Genomic DNA, 15,538 nt, shown 5'->3' on the forward strand with positions numbered 1-15,538 from the left:
TCAGCTCTCCTCGGTGATCGTCTGGCGGCGCCGCTCGCGTCCCGCCACGGTGTCCGTCCGGGTGTCCGTCCCACTGCGCCGCTCGGGTCCCGTCTCGGGATCGGCCCAACGGACCTCCCGGATCCGCAGTTCCCGGCCCGAGACGAGCTCGTCGGCAGCGGTGCCGCAACCGGGACAGAGCAGCCGCGGCGGCATGCCGACGGCCCAGTCCTCGGCGCACCGCTCGCAGCGCGCCGTGGCCGGGACCGTACGGGTGATCAGCTCGGCGCCCTCGACGACGGTTCCGGCGCAGGCGAGTTCGAAGCAGAAGGCGAGCGCGTCGGCGACGACGCCCGCCAGCTCGCCCACGTCCAGTCGGATGCTGCTCACGCCGACGGCGCCGCGGGACCTCGCCGCCGATTCGACCTGGTCGACGACGGCCACCGCGACGGACATCTCGTGCATCGGTCTCCGTCCTGGGCGCGGGGTGTGTCTCGGGCGCCATTAGAGGACGGGCGGGCGACGGGGAGCCGCCCGGCGCGCCGGGATCGTCCGGCGGTGTCGTCCGTTCGGTGCAGTCGTCACATCCTGCTGATGCGCAGATAGCGCCGGAGGTCGGGGAGAACTCCGGCGACGACGGCCACGACGGCCAGCGCGGTGCAGACGACGGCAGCGGTGCCGAGGACGTTCCTGTGCATGGTGCTCTCCCTTTCGGTCTTCATACGACGGCTTCCTGGCCGACCAGTTCGGTCACCATGCGCACCGCCTCGGGCACCGCTGCGGCGACCTCCGGGCTGAGCCCGATGCCCTCGTCGAGGCAGGCCGGCTCGCAGCCGACGACGAGGATCCGCCGGGGCGGCGTCGCACCCGTTCCCGCGCACAGCGTGTCGAGCAGGGCGAGGACGGCGTCGGGTGTCATCCGGTGGCCGTCGAGCGGTGCGGGTCCCCCGCCGGAGGTCCGCTCGCCGGGCGTGGCGGCGTCGATCAGGTACAGCGTCCCCGGTCGGCCGCCACGGGCGGTGACGTCGACGAGGACGAGCGTGTCCCAGCCGTCGAGGACCTGGTAGGCGAGGTGGACGCCGCGCACTCCGACGTCGGCCACCTCGACGTGAGGGGGAAGTACCTCGCGCGGGAGCCGCCGTACGGTCTCGACACCGAAGCCGTCGTCGCCGAGGAAGATGTTGCCGACGCCGGCCACGAGCGTACGGGCCGTGCCGGGCCCGGGGCCGTTCACCGGTCCTCCAGGGCTTCGACCTCGTCCGGCTGGAAGTAGAGGAACCGGCCCTGTTCGCGGCGGATGTCGGCGCCGGGATCGTCCTCCACGGTCACGGCGATGTGGACACCGCCGTCGACGTCGTGCAGGACCGCCTCGACCAGGGCTGCGCGGCCGTCCAGGAACAGGTCCTGGGCGTCGGTGCGGCGCAGCCGTGGGCGCAGCAGGACCCTGCTGCCCGCGCGGACGGCGTGTCCGTCGACGAGGACGTGATCGCGGCCCGGATCGACGCCGGTGTCGCCGCCCGGGTCCCACCAGGGTGTGTCCGGTTCGAGGAAGTCCGCGTTCGGTTCCCGCGCCCCGGTGACGCTCCGGAGGCTGCGTACGGCTCCGTGCAGGCGCTCGAGGACCTCGGGCGGCATGGTGTCGGCCAGTTCGATCACGGCGGCCGCGCGGGCGTCGGTCCCTCTGGCCTCGCGTTTCTCCTCGTCGGTCAGGGCCGCGGTGCGCAGCGCGAGGATCTCGTCGATCTCGGTGGCGTCGTAGAGGGCGCCGGGGCTCTCGGGTGCGATGGCCGGGTGGTCTTCCAGGATGATCGGCGAGGAGAGGACGAGATCGTCGCGGCCGGGTTCGCCGGCCAGGACGGGCCAGGTGTGCAGATTGCGGCAGCCGGCGACGGCGCCCTTCGCCCATTGCGGCGGGTCCGTCATCGACAGGAACGATCCTGCGTCGAGGCGGAGCAGCGTGTGCGTGGCGACCAGGGAGTACGGCAGCGCCGCGTGGCGGTCGGCGCCGGGCCGCACGGTCCAGGCGCTGGTGTTCGCCACCGTGACCGCGAGGCGCTGGACGCGGTACGGGCCGTCGAGTTCGGCCGCCGAGATCCGCAGGGTGCCGCTGATCTCCTCGCGTCGCCGTACGAGCCTGCCGAGGATGCGTCCGTCGGCGTCGGTGACCTCTTCGATCTCCTCGGCGGCGGGGCGGGTGAAGGGCAGGACGGTGCCGTCGCCCGCCAGCTCGGCGACGGGGACGACGAGGGCGACGCGCTCCTCGACGCCCTCGTCCCACGCGACCAGAACCCGGTCGTCCAGGCGGAGTTCGGCGACCGGAGCGAACGAACCGTCCGCGCGGAGCTCCTCGACCGTCCGCCGCTGGGCACGCAGGAACCGTACCTCCACGGCGAGTTCGGCACCGGTCCTGGGCTCCATCAGGCATTCGGTGCGCTGGACGTCGGGCTCGTCGGCTACGCCGCTCCAGACCGGTGGCACGAGGACCCCGAACTGCCAGCGCAGCCGGTTCTTCGCGGCGGACGCACGGTACGGGTAGAGCACGTACCCCTCGAAGAGGACGGCGTCGGCGACGTGCCGGGCGACGGCGAACCGGGCCTCGGTGCCGGGGGCGAAGGCTACGGTGGTCATCGCGTCCTCTCCCCCGCCGCTTCGAGCAGGGTCTGCACGGTGGCCTGCCAGGACGGGAGCGCCCGGCGCGACCGGTAGGCGAGCAGGGCGTCCATCGTCTCGGCCGGGAGCCGGATCCATCCGCAGCCGGGGAAGTGCTGGTCGATCATCTCCCGCCAGGTCTTCACGGGCATCCGGTAGGAGACCTCCTTGTCCCAGGGCACGGGCTCGACGTGGAAGCCGCCGGCGCCGGTGAACGCGGTGCCGGAGAACAGCAGGAGCAGCGGGACGTCGCCGTCGGTGAGGGCCCGGAAGTAGCGGGAGGCGGCGATGTCGGTGTCGTAGGTGCACGGCACGACGAGGTCGGTCTCGATCTCGCCGGTGAATCCGGGCACCATGACGGAGACCTGGGCGAACTGGACCGGGTTGAGGCTGCTGCCCCAGCGGGAGCGCTCGCCGAACAGGTCGCCGAGTGCGTCGGCCTCCGTGTCGTCGTAACCGCGCCGGGCGGGCTCGATGCGGATCTGGCAGCGCAGCGCCAGGGCGTGGACGCGGGTGCCGCCCGAGGCGGTGATGCGCAGCCGGAAGACGAGGGTCGGGCCGGCCGCGTAGGGGTCGGCGCGGACGTCGGTGCAGGCGAACGAGAAGTCGGTCACGGCCGGCTCCCCTGCGGCTCGCGCGCCTGTTCGCGTACGTGGGCGAAGAGGGCGTCGAGGTCGGCCCGGGCCTCGGCGCCTCCGTCGAAGCCCTGCCAGTGCAGGCGCATGCGGCCGACCAGTTCGTAACAGAGGTCGATCGGTACGAGGAAGCACTCGGTGCGGCCCTCGTGGCGGCGCAGCAGCAGGGCTTCCACGTCGGGTTCGAGGTGGGCGGCGAGCCGGGTGGCGTCGAGGACGGACGACCAGGCCGATTCCTCCAGTTCGCTCTCGGTGGCGCCGGCGGGGCTCGGGTAGAGCGCCACCGGCCGGCCGAGGGCGGAGTTGCGGAAGAAGAAGGCGACGGAGACCGGGATCCGCAGCGACTCCCACGCCTGGTCGTCGATGCGGTGTCCCGGGTCGTTCAGGAACCGGCCGGGGACGGCACGGAAGCGGCCCCGACCGGAGTCCTGGGATCCGCCGGAGCGGTCCATCAGCTGCGAGCAGGGGCCGCAGGCGCAGACCAGGGCGCGCTGGTCGACGTCGACCAGGTGCCGGTGACGCTCGTCGGCCAGCTGCGCCCCGCACAGTTCGCAGCGTTCCTCGCGCGGCGGGCGCGGGGTGGTGAACCGGCGCAGACCGGTGGGCCGCGGGGCGCGCGTCATGCCGGTCGGGGGCCCGTTCACGAGGCGGCGACCGATGGGCGGCCGCTCGGAGCGGCGGGCGACGGACGGGTGCCGATCTGGAGCAGCGCCGGCTCGCGCGGACCGGCGGGCTCCAGCTCGACGTCGGTCACCTCGGGGGCGAAGCACGCGAGGGCGTCCACGGCCGCCTGCCGGGTGGCCTCCTGGGTGCTGGGGCAGCCGCAGCCTGACGTGGCGGCGGCCCGTAGTCGCAACACCCCCGTCGCCGCGTCGAAGCCGGCGTTCTCCACGGACTGCGGCAGGGCGGCGAGGGCGCGGTCGATGCGGGTCGGCACGTCCTCGGGGTGCAGTCCGTGCAGATTCAGCAGGCTCGCGACGAGTTCGTCGGCGAGCAGCGGGCCCAGCGGGTCGGCGGGCGGGCGGGCGGCGGGGCGCGCCAGGAGGTCGACGACGCGGGCGAGCCCGCTGCCGTAGAACTCCATGAGGACGCGTACGACGTCCTCGGCCGCCGCGCAGGCGTCGGCGTCCCCGCTCTCCGCGAGCCGGTCCAGGACCTCCTCGATCCGCCGGCCCGCCTGCTCGGCGGTGGTCGCGCTCATCCGGCGAGCCCGCTCAGGCCGGTGGGCACGTGCATCGACTTCACGGTCCTGCCGTTGCCCGTGTACATGTGGACGCCGCACGGCAGGCAGGGGTCGAAGCTGCGCACGGCGCGCATGATGTCGATGCCCTTGAAGTTCTCCGGCGTGTTCTCCTCGAAGATCGGCGTGTTCTGCACGGCGTCCTCGTACGGCCCGGGGGTGCCGAACGTGTCCCGGGTGGAGGCGTTCCACGGGGTGGGCGGATAGGGGTGGTAGTTGGCGATCTTGCCGTCCCTGATCACCATGTGGTGGGAGAGGACGCCCCGGACGGCCTCGGTGAAGCCGACGCCGATGGACTCGTCGGGCACCTCGAACTTCTCCCAGGTCTGGGTGCGTCCGGCGCGGACCTCCTCCAGGCCCTTCTCGGCGCAGTGCAGGGCGACGGCCGCCGCGTAGGCCTGGAAGTAGGTCCGGGCGCGGTTGCGCTCGAGGGCGTTGCTCCACTGCGGGATCTTCCACTCGAAGGTGGTCTCCGGCTTGGTCATCGTGCGGGGCAGGTTGATGACGACGCTGTGTCCGGTGGCCTTGACGTAGCCGATGTCGACGAGGCCGGACAGGGCGGTGGACCACAGGCGGGCGATGGGGCCGCCGCCGGTGTCCAGGGCCAGGTGGTCCTTGCCGTCGAACCAGCGCGGGGACATGACCCAGCTGTACTTGTCGTCGAAGTTCCGCTTCTGCGGGGCCGGGATGGTGTGCTGGTTCCACGGGTGACGGGGGTCGACCGGGTTGCCCAGGGGATCGTGGGTGACGAACTGCTCCTGCCCCTCCCAGTCCTCGTAGTAGGAGCTGCCGAGCAGGATGCGGATGCCGAGGTTGATCTCGGTGAGGTCGTTGGTCACCAGCTTGCCGTCGACCACGACGCCCGGGGTGACGAACATCTTCCGTCCCCAGTCGGTCATGTTGGCGTAGGTGAAGTCGCAGTGTTCGGGGTCGTTGAGCGCGCCCCAGCAGCCGAGCAGCACGCGGCGGCGGCCGACCTCCTCGTAGCCGGGCAGCGCCTCGTAGAAGAAGTCGAAGAGGTCGTCGTGCAGCGGGACGACCCGCTTCATGAACTCCACGTACCGCATGAGGCGGCTCATGTAGTCGGTGAACAGCTGCACGGAGGCGACCGTGCCGACGCCGCCCGGGTAGAGCGTGGAGGGGTGCACGTGGCGCCCCTCCATCAGGCAGAACATCTCCCGGGTGTAGCGGCTGACTTGCAGCGCCTCGCGGTAGAACTCACCCTCGAGGGGGTTGAGGGAGCGCATGATGTCGGCGATCGTGCGGTAGCCGTGCTCGGCGGCGTGCGGGGCCTCGGTGCGCTCGGCGAGTTCCAGGACCCCGGGGTTGGTCTCGCGGACCATCTTCTCGCAGTAGTCGACCCCGACCAGGTTCTCCTGGAAGATGTTGTGGTCGAACATGTACTCCGCGGACTCGCCGAGGTTGATGATCCACTCACCGAGGTGCGGCGGCTTCACTCCGTACGCCATGTTCTGCGCGTACACGGAGCAGGTGGCGTGGTTGTCGCCGCAGATGCCGCAGATGCGGCTGGTGATGAAGTGCGCGTCGCGGGGGTCCTTGCCCCGCATGAAGACGCTGTAGCCGCGGAAGACGGAGGACGTGCTGTAGCACTCCGCGACGCGCTTCTGCTTGAAATCGATCTTGGTGTGGATGCCGAGGCTGCCCACGATCCGGGTGATGGGATCCCAGGCCATCTCCACCAGTCCGGAGCCGTCACCCGTCGTCTTCGCGCGAGGTGCCATGGTCGTTGCAATGCCCTTCGTCAGCTCTTCGACTTCGCGAACAGTGGAGTGGATGGGAGGTCCAGCGGGGTGCGGGGCGCGATGACGTGACCGGTCACCAGGGCGGCCGGTAGCCGGTGGTGATGCGCTCACCGGTGTGCCGCCACTTCGGCTCCTTGTCGACGGTCTTCGCCGTGATGGTCCGCAGGCGGCGGATGACGGAGCCGTACACGCCGCTGGCGGTGCTGGAGACCTTGCCGCCGGGGGGCTCGTCCATGAACGGCATGAACTTGTCCGGGAAGCCGGGCATCGTGCAGGCGATGCAGATCCCGCCGACGTTCGGGCAGCCACCGATTCCGTTCATCCAGCCGCGTTTGGGGACGTTGCACTTGACGACCGGTCCCCAACAGCCCAGCTTGACCAGGCACTTGGGCGAGTCGTACGTCGAGGCGAACTGGCCCTGCTCGTAGTAGCCGGCCCGGTCGCAGCCCTCGTGTACGGTCGCCCCGAACAGCCAGGTCGGGCGGAGCTTGTCGTCCAGCGGGATCATCGGGGCGGATCCGGCAGCCTGGTAGAGCAGGTAGGTCAGGGTCTCGGCGAAGTTGTCCGGCTGGATGGGGCAGCCGGGCACGCACACGATCGGGATGCCGGCCTGCGACTTCCAGTCCCACCCGAGGTAGTCCGGCACACCCATCGCGCCGGTCGGGTTCCCCGCCATGGCGTGGATGCCGCCGTACGTGGCGCAGGTGCCGATCGCGACCACGGCGAGCGCCTTGGGCGCGAGCCGGTCGATCCACTCGCTCGTGGTGATGGGCTGACCGGTCTCCGGATCGTCGCCGAAGCCGCACCAGTAGCCCTCCTGCTTGATGGCCTCGTTCGGGATCGATCCCTCGACGACCAGCACGAACGGGTCGATCTCGCCGCGCTCGCCCTTGAAGAACCACTCGATGAACGTGTCGGCGCCGCCCACCGGACCGCACTCGAAGTCGATCAGCGGCCAGTGGACCGCGATCCTGGGCAGTCCGGGCAGCCCGGCGAGGGCGATCTCCTCGATGCTGGGCTGCATGGCAGCCGTCAGGGCCACCGAGTCGCCGTCGCAGCTCAGACCCGCGTTGATCCAGAGGATGTGGATCGGCTTCTCTTCGCTGCCGGGGGCGGCGCCCTGTTCCTCGACCGGAACCGGCGTTGCTGCACTCATGAGTGGCCTCCTGAGGAGGGGTGGGGCGAAGGGCCGCCTTTCGGGACCCACGTCCTGGTCAACACTCGGCCGTTACGGCGGCGCCCGCACCTCGGGCGTCCGTGGACGGCGCGCCCGCGGCCTCCTTGCGGGTGAAGGCGCGGCGCAGCGCGTGGTAGGGCGCGGCGGGGTCGTCGAAGATCCGCCGCATGTGGGAGAGCTCCTGCTCGCGGTGGGCGGTGACGGGTTCCCGGCGCTCGTGTTCCGCCTTCTTCGCCGCGATGCGCGACTGGACGCCTGGTCCGGATGCCAGCCGGGCGGCCAGTCGGGTGACCTCCGCGGTGTACTCCCCCGGCCCGCAGTCGACGACCCGGTCGACGAGCCCCATGCCGAGCGAGGCCGCCGCGGACACCGGCCGGCCCTCCTCGATGAGCCGTGCGGCCATGGCCGTACCCACCTTGCGGGGCAGCGTGTAGGTCCAGTACTCCGACCCGTACAAGCCCATCCCCCGGTAGTGGGGGTTGAGCACCGAGCCCGACCGGCACCAGACCTCGTCGGCGGCGAGGGCCAGCATCACCCCGCCGGCAGCGGCGTTGCCGCCGACGGCGCTGACGACGACCCGGTCGGTGGTGGTGAGGACCGCCTCGACCAGGTCGTTCATGGCGTTGATGTTGGCCCAGGACTCGGCGGCGGGGTCTGCCGCGGCCTCGATGACGTTCAGGTGGATGCCGTTGGAGAAGAAGTCGCGCCGGCCCCCCAGCACGAGCACGGAGGTGGGACGCGTGCAGGCCGCCCGGTAGGCGTGGAGCAGGCGGCGGCAGTGGTCGGTGCTCATCGCCCCGCCGGGGAACGCGAAGGACAGGACGCCGACGGGTCCCTGCTCGCGGTACTGGATGTCGGACCAGGTCCTGCGCCCCCTGCCGGACGGCCGGGTGGGCGGCGGCAGTTCGGGGAGGTCGGGCAACCGGCCGGCGAGGGCCAGGGTGGCCGGGAGTTTGCAGGCACGCGGCCGGCCGGCGCCGGTGCGGGCCCGGATCTCGGGGATCCACACCGCGCCGTCCACCGTGGCGCGGCAGACCGCGCCCGCCCGGGTGGCGAGCAGCTCGCCAGGACGGCCGCGCAGGCCGTCCTCCGCGTGGCCGCCGTGCAGGAACCACTCGGCGCCGAGCAGCTCGTCCCGAACTCCGGGCTGTGAGTCGGCGGCTCGCAGGGTGCGCAGTACGGTCTCGGTGCCGTCCTCCTCCCATGAGATCCTGCGCTGCTCCTGGCGGAGAGCGGGACGGGCCCGGATCCTGCCGCCGGCTTGGGGACGCGGGGTGTATCCGGCGGCGACCCGCTCGACGGCGAGGAGCACGGCGGACACGGCGGCATCGGACAGCTCGTTGCGGTACAGATCGCTCTTGCCGACCTCGGGGACGCGGAAGGCGGCGGTCGCCCAGACGTCGCCGGCGTCCATCTCCTCGTCGGCCTGGAGGACGGTGACGCCCCATTCGGTGACACCGTCGCGGATCGCCCAGTCGAGGGAGGACGGACCGCGGTCGCCCACCGGCCCCGGGTGCACGATCAGGCAGCGGTGCGCCGTCCACACGTCCTCGGGCACGACGGCCTTCAGCATCGGGGCGACGATCAGCTCGGGCGCATGGCGGGAGACGGCATCACGGATGGCGGCCCCGTCGGGCGTGACCTGTACGGGAACGGTGTGCCCGCGGTCCCGCAGCTCGACCAGGACTCGCTGGGTGAGGCTGTTGAAGCTGCTTGCGATGAGCAGGATGCGCATGGCGGCCCTCCGGGTTGCTGTGGACTCGCACGTCCCGGGGACGTGCGACCCACCGACCGCCAGCGATCATCGGGCACGGCCGTGCGCACACGAGGGCGACGGCGCCCTCGTCTCACCCGTTCGACGCGCGCGTCCCGCCGATTGGCGGTCGGGGCCGGGGTTCGAAGGGTCTGCCCCCGGGCCGTGGCCCGGGGTCCGAGGGGCCGGTTCCCCGGGTCACGGCCGAGGCGATCGCCGGGAGATCAACCGATGTCCTTGCTGCGGAGGAGATCGAACGGCACTTCCCGCCACAGCGCGCGTACGCGGGAGGTGGCGTCGTCGACCACGTCGTCCTCGGGGACGGCCCACCTCTTCACCGTCGTGGCGCCGGCGGTCACCGGTGCCCAGCCGGGGTCGCCGGAGGCGGCGAAGTCGGCCCATGCGCGGAGCATGCGGCGGGAGAGGGCGTGGTCCTGCTCGTCGGGGGTGCCGCCGATGAGGAAGGCGGCGCCGTCCGCGTCCAGGTTGCCGAAGGCGAACGGGACGTCCGCGGTGTGCCAGGGCCGGGCCTCGCCGCCCGGGCGTACGCGCCTACGGGCGAAGCGGGACAGGTACGCCAGGCCGCCGGCCTGCGCGTGGTGTTCGGCGAGCCGGCTGCTGTACTCGCCGAACGTCGCGTCGCCGAACAGCGCGAGGTACCGGTCGAGCACCGGGGTGCCGGGCATGAGCACGCGGTAGCCGTCGACCACGGGGGCGGGGACACGGAGGGCCGCGGCGAACTCGGCGAGGCCCTGCTCCGAGGTGACCTCGCGCACTGCTCCGACCTCGTGCAGGAACCAGTACTCCTCCAGGGTGTGGCATACCAGGAGGTCGACGTCGCGGGAGGCACCGGACGCCAGTGCGGTGAGCGGATCCGTGGGCAGCACGTCGCCGTCGACGACGGGCTGGAAGACCACCGGGTCGTACGCCTGGATCGCCGTCACGGGGTCGGCCCCGCACTGTTCGGCGACCTTGTCGGAGGCGGTCACCAGGTCCTGTGGCGAGGCGGAGAGCAGTCCCTCGGCCGTCGGGGCGACCCCGGCCGCGGACGCGATCCTCGACGTGGTCGAAGCGGCGACCTCGGTGGTGAAGAAGGCGTTGGGCACGCTGTGCGCGATCGCCCTGCGGAACAGCCCGCGCGCCTCTTCCACGGCCATCAGGCAGGCGACCGATCCCGCTCCGGAGGAGTGCCCGGCGACCGTGACCCGGTCCGGGTCGCCGCCGAACGCGGCGACGTTCTCCTGGACCCAGCGCAGGGCGGCCGCCTGGTCGAGCAGCCCCCGGTTGTCCGGGAGGCCCGGGACATGACCGAAGCCCTCGAAACCGACCCGGAAGTTGCAACTGACCACGACCACACCCGCCTTGGCGAGCGCCGTGCCGTCGAAGTCGGGTTGGGCGGAGGAGCCGAAGGTGTAGGCGCCACCGTGGATCCAGAACAGCACCGGCAGCGGGCCCGCGTCCGGCCGCGGCTCGACCCAGACGTTGACGGTGAGGATGTCCTCGTCTCCGGGGCGCCACACCGGTGAGCCGGGCAGTTCCGCCGACTGCGGGGCGATGGGGCCGAAGCCCGTACAGTCACGCGGCGTGCTCCAGCAGACGACCGGCTGTGGACGGCGGAATCGGTGCGGGCCGAAGGGCGCCGCGGCGTACGGGATACCGAGGACGGCGATGACGCCGTCGGGCGATCGCCTGCCGCGCACGGCGCCGCTCGTCGTCCGGAATTCCGTCCCCGCCCGTGAGATGTCGATCATGGGCCAAACCTACGTGATGCGTGGGCCCAGGTAGGTGTCGAGGGCGGCGGCGGCCGTCAGCAGCGCGCGGCCCCGCGCCGTGAGGCGTTGGTGCCACTGACGGAGTGTCGCCTGCAGCGGTTCCGGCCCGCCGGCCGTGCGGACCTGGTCAAGCACCCGTGCGATGTGTTCCAGGCCGTGCCCGCCCCGGCGCAGTTGGTGGGCCAGCAGCGCGTCGCGCACGTCGTCGGGGGTGTAGACGCGGTAGCCGGTGCGCGGGTCGCGGCGGGGCACGATCAGCCCGGCCCGTTCCCAGGTGCGCAGGGTCGCCGGGCGGATGCCGAGCCGGCGTGCCAGCGGTCCGATGAAGGTGACGCCCGGTTCCGGTTCGTGCGGCGGGGTGAGGCCGGCGAGTGCGCCCTCCACGTCCTGAAGGGTGCCCCGGTCGCCGGCCAGCTGCGCGTGGCTCTCGTCGATCAGCCGTAGCGCCTCCTCGACCTCGCCGTCGTTCACGGCCCGCATGATCGCCACCGCGCGCGCGTGGCCGTGCGCGGGCAGCAGCGCCAGGAACGTCCGCAGCGCTGCCGCGTGGCGCGGGGCGTAGTGCCGGTAGCCGTGCGGCGAGCGTTCGGCGGGCGGCAGGATGCCGGCCTCCTCGTAGTTGCGCACCGCCTGTGTGGAGAGGCCGTGCTCGCGCGCCAGGTCGATGGGCCGCAACCGCATGTGAGCGTTTTCCCGTCCGGCAGCAGAATCGGGCCACACCTTACAGCGGAGTCCACGCACGTGGCGTGGTGGCCTTGCGCGGCCACGGCCGTTACGGCGTACCCGCCGCCGACCGTACCGAGACCAGGACGCCGATCTTGTCGATGCGGTGCTCGGGGTTGCCCTGAGCATCACGCCAGAAGTTGCCCGCAGCGTTGTCCTCCGGCGTCGCGCAGGTGGAAAGCGTGATCATCGCCTGCGTGGGCTTCTCGTCCGGCGCCCCGGGGACGGCGGCTCGCTGTTCGGCCAGGGACCGGGCCGAGCGGAAGGAGGTCGTCCTGGTCTCGACGATCTTGTACTCGTACACCTTGCCGCCGGCCGTCACGAACACCCGGTCACCCACCTTGACCTCGGGCAGGTCGTGCAGCGGTCCACCTGCCGAGAGCCGGTGCGCCGTCACCAGATAGTTGCCTACGTCGCCGGGGCCCACGCCACCCCGCTCGCCGTACGGGCTGGCAGCCACGCCGCGGTCCTGGATCCGTGTACCGGCACCGTCATCGGTCGTCCCCTCGTACGGCACGACGCGCAGGTGGGCCACGCCGATCGACGGTATGTCCAGGTCGGCGGGCTGGGGACGGACAGGAGGGCTGGGGGTGGGAGTGGGGGCGGGCCTGGGCGGAGGTGCGGGCAGCGCCACCGGTGCTGCCGTGCTGGGATCAGGGGGCCGGGACGACGGGGCCCCGGCCGGCGCCAGGGAGGACGTCTCAGCGGCGCTCCCCACCACGGAAGCCCGGCCCACCAGCACACCGAAAACCGCTGCGGCGGCGGCCGCGACGACCGCCACGAACCAGCGAGCACGACGAGAACGGGTCATGGACCTCGACCGCCCGAGCATCGACACAGTCTTCACCTGCTTAACGACGCGCCGGAACGCCGTATTCCGTCGGCCGCGAAATCGATGCGCGACGCAGCCCGAGAAGCGGTGCGCCGGGAGAGCGTGGTCGTGATCGATCACCCGGCCCATCCGGCACGCCTGGTCTCAGAAGGCCGGTCCTCAGGTGCCTGGGTCCGAGGAGCCGGTTCTATGATCCTGCGGACCCTGTTCACCTGAGTCCCCGTCGAGGGGATCTCGCCCCGAAGAGCCGGCGGAAATGAGACGTCCTCACATAGCCTTCCTCACCTTGATCCTGCTGCTCGCGGGATCGTCGTCCTTCCTGACCGCCCCTCCGGCAGTCGCTGCCGCCGACGCCCCGAAGTCCTCGGCGGGGCAGCGGTGGGCGCTGAAGGTCAGGGACGGGGTCGCGGGCGCGTCGTATCTCGTGGCGGCCGAACTGAGCGACACGCTCAGCGAGGCCCAGAAGGGCAAGCTGCGGGCCAGGACTCCGGAGTCGTCGCCGATCGGTACGTGGGAGACGTTCACCCTGCACACCGTCGACGACGGTGCGACGGTGTCGTTGCGGAACGAGCGGAACGGCCGCTACGTCGCTACCGAGATCAACTACCCCAGCCCCCAGACCGACATGCTGCGCGCCCGCTCGGAGACCATCGGCACCAGCAGTACCGCCTGGGAGAAGTTCGTCCTCACGGCGGACCCGAAGGAGCCCGGCACCTACGACTTGTGGTCCGTGGCCGCCCACGCCTACGTGACGGCAAAGTTCAGCCTGGCCGGCGACCCGGGGCTGCTCCTCGCGAGCGCCACGTCGGCGGCCGGGTCGTGGGAGCGTGTCACGCTCGTGCCCGTTCCCGGTTCCGGTGAGTACGGAGGCCATGGCGAGCCGCCGGCGACGACCGGCAGCCCTGCCGGTGCGGTGAGGAACGTCGTGTCCTGGAACGCCTGCTCCAACAACAACGCCGACTGTTCCCTGGAGAAGGCCGAGGTCGCCACCGTCGGCGAGACCGTCGCCGCCCAGGCGCAGACCGCACAGGCTGACGCGCTGTTCGTCCAGGAGTTCTGCGAGAAGTCCGCCGATCCCCTGGAGACCCGGCTCGAGCAGCGAACGGTCGGCGGCTTGCAGGACTGGGACGTGCGCTTCACGCCCGTCTACCGCAAGGTGAAGGACACCGGCGTCCTCGCGCAGAAGCACTGCGCCAACTCCAAGACGGGCGCCGACCGCGGCGCCTACGGCATGGCCGTCGCCCTGCCCGGCGGGAACACGTGGTACCGCTCCTGGGTGCTGGAATCCCGCGACACCGCCGAGCAGCGCCCGCTGCTGTGCGCGACGGTGCCCTCGCTGGGCACGGCCTACTGCGGCGGGCACTTCAGCGCCGGCATCACCGGCGACGACCTGTACCAGAAGGACGCGAACGACCACCCCGACGGCTACTACCGGAACAAGCAGGCACAGGCCGCGGTCGCCACGGCCTCGATGCTCCGCGCCCGCGGCTACCAGGTCGTCTTCGGCGGCGACCTGAACGCCTCCCCTCCCGACGCCGAGCCGGGCCCTGGCACCGTCGGCCCCTGGGTGCTCGAGCCGCTCTACTCCCCGTCGGACGGCGCGGGCTTCGAGGAGTGCGACCAGTCGGCGCACGGCGGCCTGCGCACCGGTGACGCGACCCATGTGAGCGCGACGTCACGCCTCAAGCTCGACTACGTCTTCGGACCGCCGACGGCGGACTACTCCTGCACGATCACGGACACCCGCCTCTCGGACCACTACCTGATCCGGGCCAGGGTCGCCTTCCCGTAGCACGACTCGCTGCCCCTCGACGGGCCTGTCCGGCGGACAGGCCCTAGAGGGAACCGAAGTCCGGGATGGTCAGGGAGCCGTCCTCGGCCAGGGGGAAGCCCGGGTTGTGGGCGATCTCCCACAGGTGTCCGTCGGGGTCGGCGAAGCACCCCGCGTAGCCGCCGTAGGACGTCGGCCCGGCCGGCTTGGTCAGGGTGGCCCCGGCCTCCCGCGCTCCTGCGAGGAGCGCGTCCACGTCCTTGGCCGAGCGCACGTTGTGGGCGAGGACGATGCCACCGAAGCCGGTCCCGCGGGCGTTGTCGAGGCCACAGTCGCGGGCGAGCTTCTCCCGGCCCCACAGGACGAGGCCCAGGCCACCGGCCTGGATGAAGACGGTCTCCTCGACCTCCTGCCCCCGCCAGCCCAGGCTCTCGTAGAACGTCCGGGAGCGCCCGAGGTCGGCGACGCCCAGGGTGATCAGACTGACCCGTTGCTCCATGACCGGAAGCTAGCACGGGATCGAGCCCGCCCCCGGAACTCCTCCGGTCGAGCCGTGCGGGGCGCCTCACCACGGACACCACCAAGTCGCGAGACCTGACATATCGGGACAATATGGGCCGTCGTGGGCCCCGTGGGGTCCGTGTGCTGTGTGGCTTCGGTCGTCCTGGCGGGGCCGCTCGACCAGGAGGCGGGAAGTGGCTGAGCTCATCGTCATCGGGTACGACGACCCCGAGGTGGCCGACAAGGCGTTCGCCACCGTGCAGGAGCTGCAGCGGGACTACGTCGTGCACCTGAACGGCCTCGCGGTCGTCTCCGTGGACGAGGACGGCAGGACCCACGTCGACACCGCGAGCCGTATCGTCGGCGTCTCCGCCGCCTCCGGCGCCCTGTGGGGCGCGATCTTCGGCGTGCTGTTCCTGGTGCCCGGCCTCGGTCTGCTGACCGGGGCGGCGCTCGGGGGCCTCGTGGGCAAGCTCAGCAAGTCCGGCGTCGACGACCGGTTCCGTCAGCAGGTGGGCGATCTTCTCAGACCCGGCTCGGCGGCGGTCGTGATCATGGCCTCGAAGGTCACCGACGACAAGTTCACGTCGGCGATGCAGCGCCACGGCGGCACCGTCCTGAAGACCTCGCTCAGCGACGAGGACGAGAAGGAACTGGCCGAACAGCTCGCCGGCCCCCCGTAGCCGCCCCGTCCCGCGGCCTTCCGGACCGCCGGACCGCCGCCGGACCCGCCGCGTGCCGGA

The 15,538-nt window shown here is 71.9% G+C and carries 16 protein-coding genes; 2 read left to right on the forward strand and 14 right to left on the reverse strand.

Annotated elements, in window-relative coordinates:
- From hypA to ACIGEZ_RS27845, 13 genes are all read right to left on the reverse strand, one after another.
- Positions 1-444, reverse strand: a complete 444-nt coding sequence (gene hypA / locus ACIGEZ_RS27785) for a hydrogenase maturation nickel metallochaperone HypA (protein ID WP_399836025.1) — start codon at positions 442-444, stop codon at positions 1-3.
- Between the two features lie 116 nt (positions 445-560).
- Positions 561-677 carry a DUF6893 family small protein gene (locus tag ACIGEZ_RS27790; protein WP_399836028.1) on the reverse strand — a complete coding sequence of 39 codons (117 nt, stop codon included), beginning with the start codon at positions 675-677 and terminating at the stop codon, positions 561-563.
- A gap of 20 nt (positions 678-697) precedes the next feature.
- Entirely contained in the window at positions 698-1,213 is a 516-nt protein-coding gene (locus tag ACIGEZ_RS27795) for a hydrogenase maturation protease (RefSeq protein WP_399836030.1), read from the reverse strand.
- A complete protein-coding gene (locus tag ACIGEZ_RS27800; RefSeq protein WP_399836033.1) occupies positions 1,210-2,607 on the reverse strand; it encodes a hypothetical protein in 1,398 nt (465 codons plus the stop codon). Before ACIGEZ_RS27800 ends, ACIGEZ_RS27795 begins: the two co-directional genes overlap by 4 nt.
- Positions 2,604-3,242 (reverse strand): DUF6084 family protein, encoded by a 639-nt coding sequence (locus tag ACIGEZ_RS27805; RefSeq protein ID WP_399836035.1) that lies wholly within the window; start codon positions 3,240-3,242, stop codon positions 2,604-2,606. The genes ACIGEZ_RS27800 and ACIGEZ_RS27805 overlap by 4 nt, the downstream gene beginning before the upstream one ends.
- Positions 3,239-3,886 carry a DUF5947 family protein gene (locus ACIGEZ_RS27810; protein WP_399836037.1) on the reverse strand — a complete coding sequence of 216 codons (648 nt, stop codon included), beginning with the start codon at positions 3,884-3,886 and terminating at the stop codon, positions 3,239-3,241. The genes ACIGEZ_RS27805 and ACIGEZ_RS27810 overlap by 4 nt, the downstream gene beginning before the upstream one ends.
- Positions 3,887-3,903: 17 nt before the next feature.
- Positions 3,904-4,464 carry a hypothetical protein gene (locus ACIGEZ_RS27815; RefSeq protein WP_399836040.1) on the reverse strand — a complete coding sequence of 187 codons (561 nt, stop codon included), beginning with the start codon at positions 4,462-4,464 and terminating at the stop codon, positions 3,904-3,906.
- Complete coding sequence (locus tag ACIGEZ_RS27820) at positions 4,461-6,245, reverse strand: nickel-dependent hydrogenase large subunit (protein WP_399836042.1); 1,785 nt, start codon at positions 6,243-6,245, stop codon at positions 4,461-4,463. Before ACIGEZ_RS27820 ends, ACIGEZ_RS27815 begins: the two co-directional genes overlap by 4 nt.
- A gap of 94 nt (positions 6,246-6,339) precedes the next feature.
- The gene (locus ACIGEZ_RS27825; RefSeq protein WP_399836045.1) at positions 6,340-7,422 is read right to left on the reverse strand and encodes a hydrogenase expression protein HypE; all 1,083 of its coding nucleotides are present in this window, start codon (positions 7,420-7,422) and stop codon (positions 6,340-6,342) included.
- 58 nt (positions 7,423-7,480) lie between these two features.
- Positions 7,481-9,178 carry a hydrogenase maturation protein gene (locus tag ACIGEZ_RS27830; protein ID WP_399836047.1) on the reverse strand — a complete coding sequence of 566 codons (1,698 nt, stop codon included), beginning with the start codon at positions 9,176-9,178 and terminating at the stop codon, positions 7,481-7,483.
- Positions 9,179-9,420: 242 nt separating this feature from the next.
- Positions 9,421-10,947 (reverse strand): carboxylesterase/lipase family protein, encoded by a 1,527-nt coding sequence (locus tag ACIGEZ_RS27835; protein ID WP_399836050.1) that lies wholly within the window; start codon positions 10,945-10,947, stop codon positions 9,421-9,423.
- A 9-nt stretch (positions 10,948-10,956) separates the two neighbouring features.
- Positions 10,957-11,649: a TioE family transcriptional regulator gene (locus tag ACIGEZ_RS27840; protein ID WP_399836054.1), complete on the reverse strand. Its 693-nt coding sequence runs from the start codon at positions 11,647-11,649 to the stop codon at positions 10,957-10,959.
- Between the two features lie 91 nt (positions 11,650-11,740).
- On the reverse strand, positions 11,741-12,502 hold the full coding sequence (locus tag ACIGEZ_RS27845; RefSeq protein WP_399836057.1) for a class E sortase: 762 nt from the start codon (positions 12,500-12,502) through the stop codon (positions 11,741-11,743).
- 277 nt (positions 12,503-12,779) lie between these two features.
- Between ACIGEZ_RS27845 and ACIGEZ_RS27850 the strand changes: the two genes are divergently transcribed.
- A complete protein-coding gene (locus tag ACIGEZ_RS27850) occupies positions 12,780-14,315 on the forward strand; it encodes a fascin domain-containing protein (RefSeq protein WP_399836060.1) in 1,536 nt (511 codons plus the stop codon).
- 43 nt (positions 14,316-14,358) lie between these two features.
- Here the strand turns inward: ACIGEZ_RS27850 and ACIGEZ_RS27855 are convergent, their stop codons facing one another.
- A complete protein-coding gene (locus ACIGEZ_RS27855; RefSeq protein WP_399836063.1) occupies positions 14,359-14,793 on the reverse strand; it encodes a VOC family protein in 435 nt (144 codons plus the stop codon).
- A gap of 196 nt (positions 14,794-14,989) precedes the next feature.
- Between ACIGEZ_RS27855 and ACIGEZ_RS27860 the strand changes: the two genes are divergently transcribed.
- Positions 14,990-15,478: a DUF1269 domain-containing protein gene (locus tag ACIGEZ_RS27860; protein ID WP_399836066.1), complete on the forward strand. Its 489-nt coding sequence runs from the start codon at positions 14,990-14,992 to the stop codon at positions 15,476-15,478.
- Positions 15,479-15,538: the final 60 nt, after the last annotated feature.

It is taken from the genome of Streptomyces sp. NPDC085481, assembly GCF_044541845.1.
GTDB lineage: Bacteria > Actinomycetota > Actinomycetes > Streptomycetales > Streptomycetaceae > Streptomyces.

Bases quoted from the DNA above. Each gene is read 5' to 3' on its own strand.
- hypA (WP_399836025.1), bottom strand. From the start codon at position 444: ATGCACGAGATGTCCGTCGCGGTGGCCGTCGTCGACCAGGTCGAATCG.
- ACIGEZ_RS27790 (WP_399836028.1), bottom strand. From the start codon at position 677: ATGCACAGGAACGTCCTCGGCACCGCTGCCGTCGTCTGCACCGCGCTG.
- ACIGEZ_RS27800 (WP_399836033.1), bottom strand. From the start codon at position 2,607: ATGACCACCGTAGCCTTCGCCCCCGGCACCGAGGCCCGGTTCGCCGTC.
- ACIGEZ_RS27810 (WP_399836037.1), bottom strand. From the start codon at position 3,886: ATGACGCGCGCCCCGCGGCCCACCGGTCTGCGCCGGTTCACCACCCCG.
- ACIGEZ_RS27815 (WP_399836040.1), bottom strand. From the start codon at position 4,464: ATGAGCGCGACCACCGCCGAGCAGGCGGGCCGGCGGATCGAGGAGGTC.
- ACIGEZ_RS27820 (WP_399836042.1), bottom strand. From the start codon at position 6,245: ATGGCACCTCGCGCGAAGACGACGGGTGACGGCTCCGGACTGGTGGAG.
- ACIGEZ_RS27825 (WP_399836045.1), bottom strand. From the start codon at position 7,422: ATGAGTGCAGCAACGCCGGTTCCGGTCGAGGAACAGGGCGCCGCCCCC.
- ACIGEZ_RS27830 (WP_399836047.1), bottom strand. From the start codon at position 9,178: ATGCGCATCCTGCTCATCGCAAGCAGCTTCAACAGCCTCACCCAGCGA.
- ACIGEZ_RS27835 (WP_399836050.1), bottom strand. From the start codon at position 10,947: ATGATCGACATCTCACGGGCGGGGACGGAATTCCGGACGACGAGCGGC.
- ACIGEZ_RS27840 (WP_399836054.1), bottom strand. From the start codon at position 11,649: ATGCGGTTGCGGCCCATCGACCTGGCGCGCGAGCACGGCCTCTCCACA.
- ACIGEZ_RS27845 (WP_399836057.1), bottom strand. From the start codon at position 12,502: ATGACCCGTTCTCGTCGTGCTCGCTGGTTCGTGGCGGTCGTCGCGGCC.
- ACIGEZ_RS27850 (WP_399836060.1), top strand. From the start codon at position 12,780: ATGAGACGTCCTCACATAGCCTTCCTCACCTTGATCCTGCTGCTCGCG.
- ACIGEZ_RS27855 (WP_399836063.1), bottom strand. From the start codon at position 14,793: ATGGAGCAACGGGTCAGTCTGATCACCCTGGGCGTCGCCGACCTCGGG.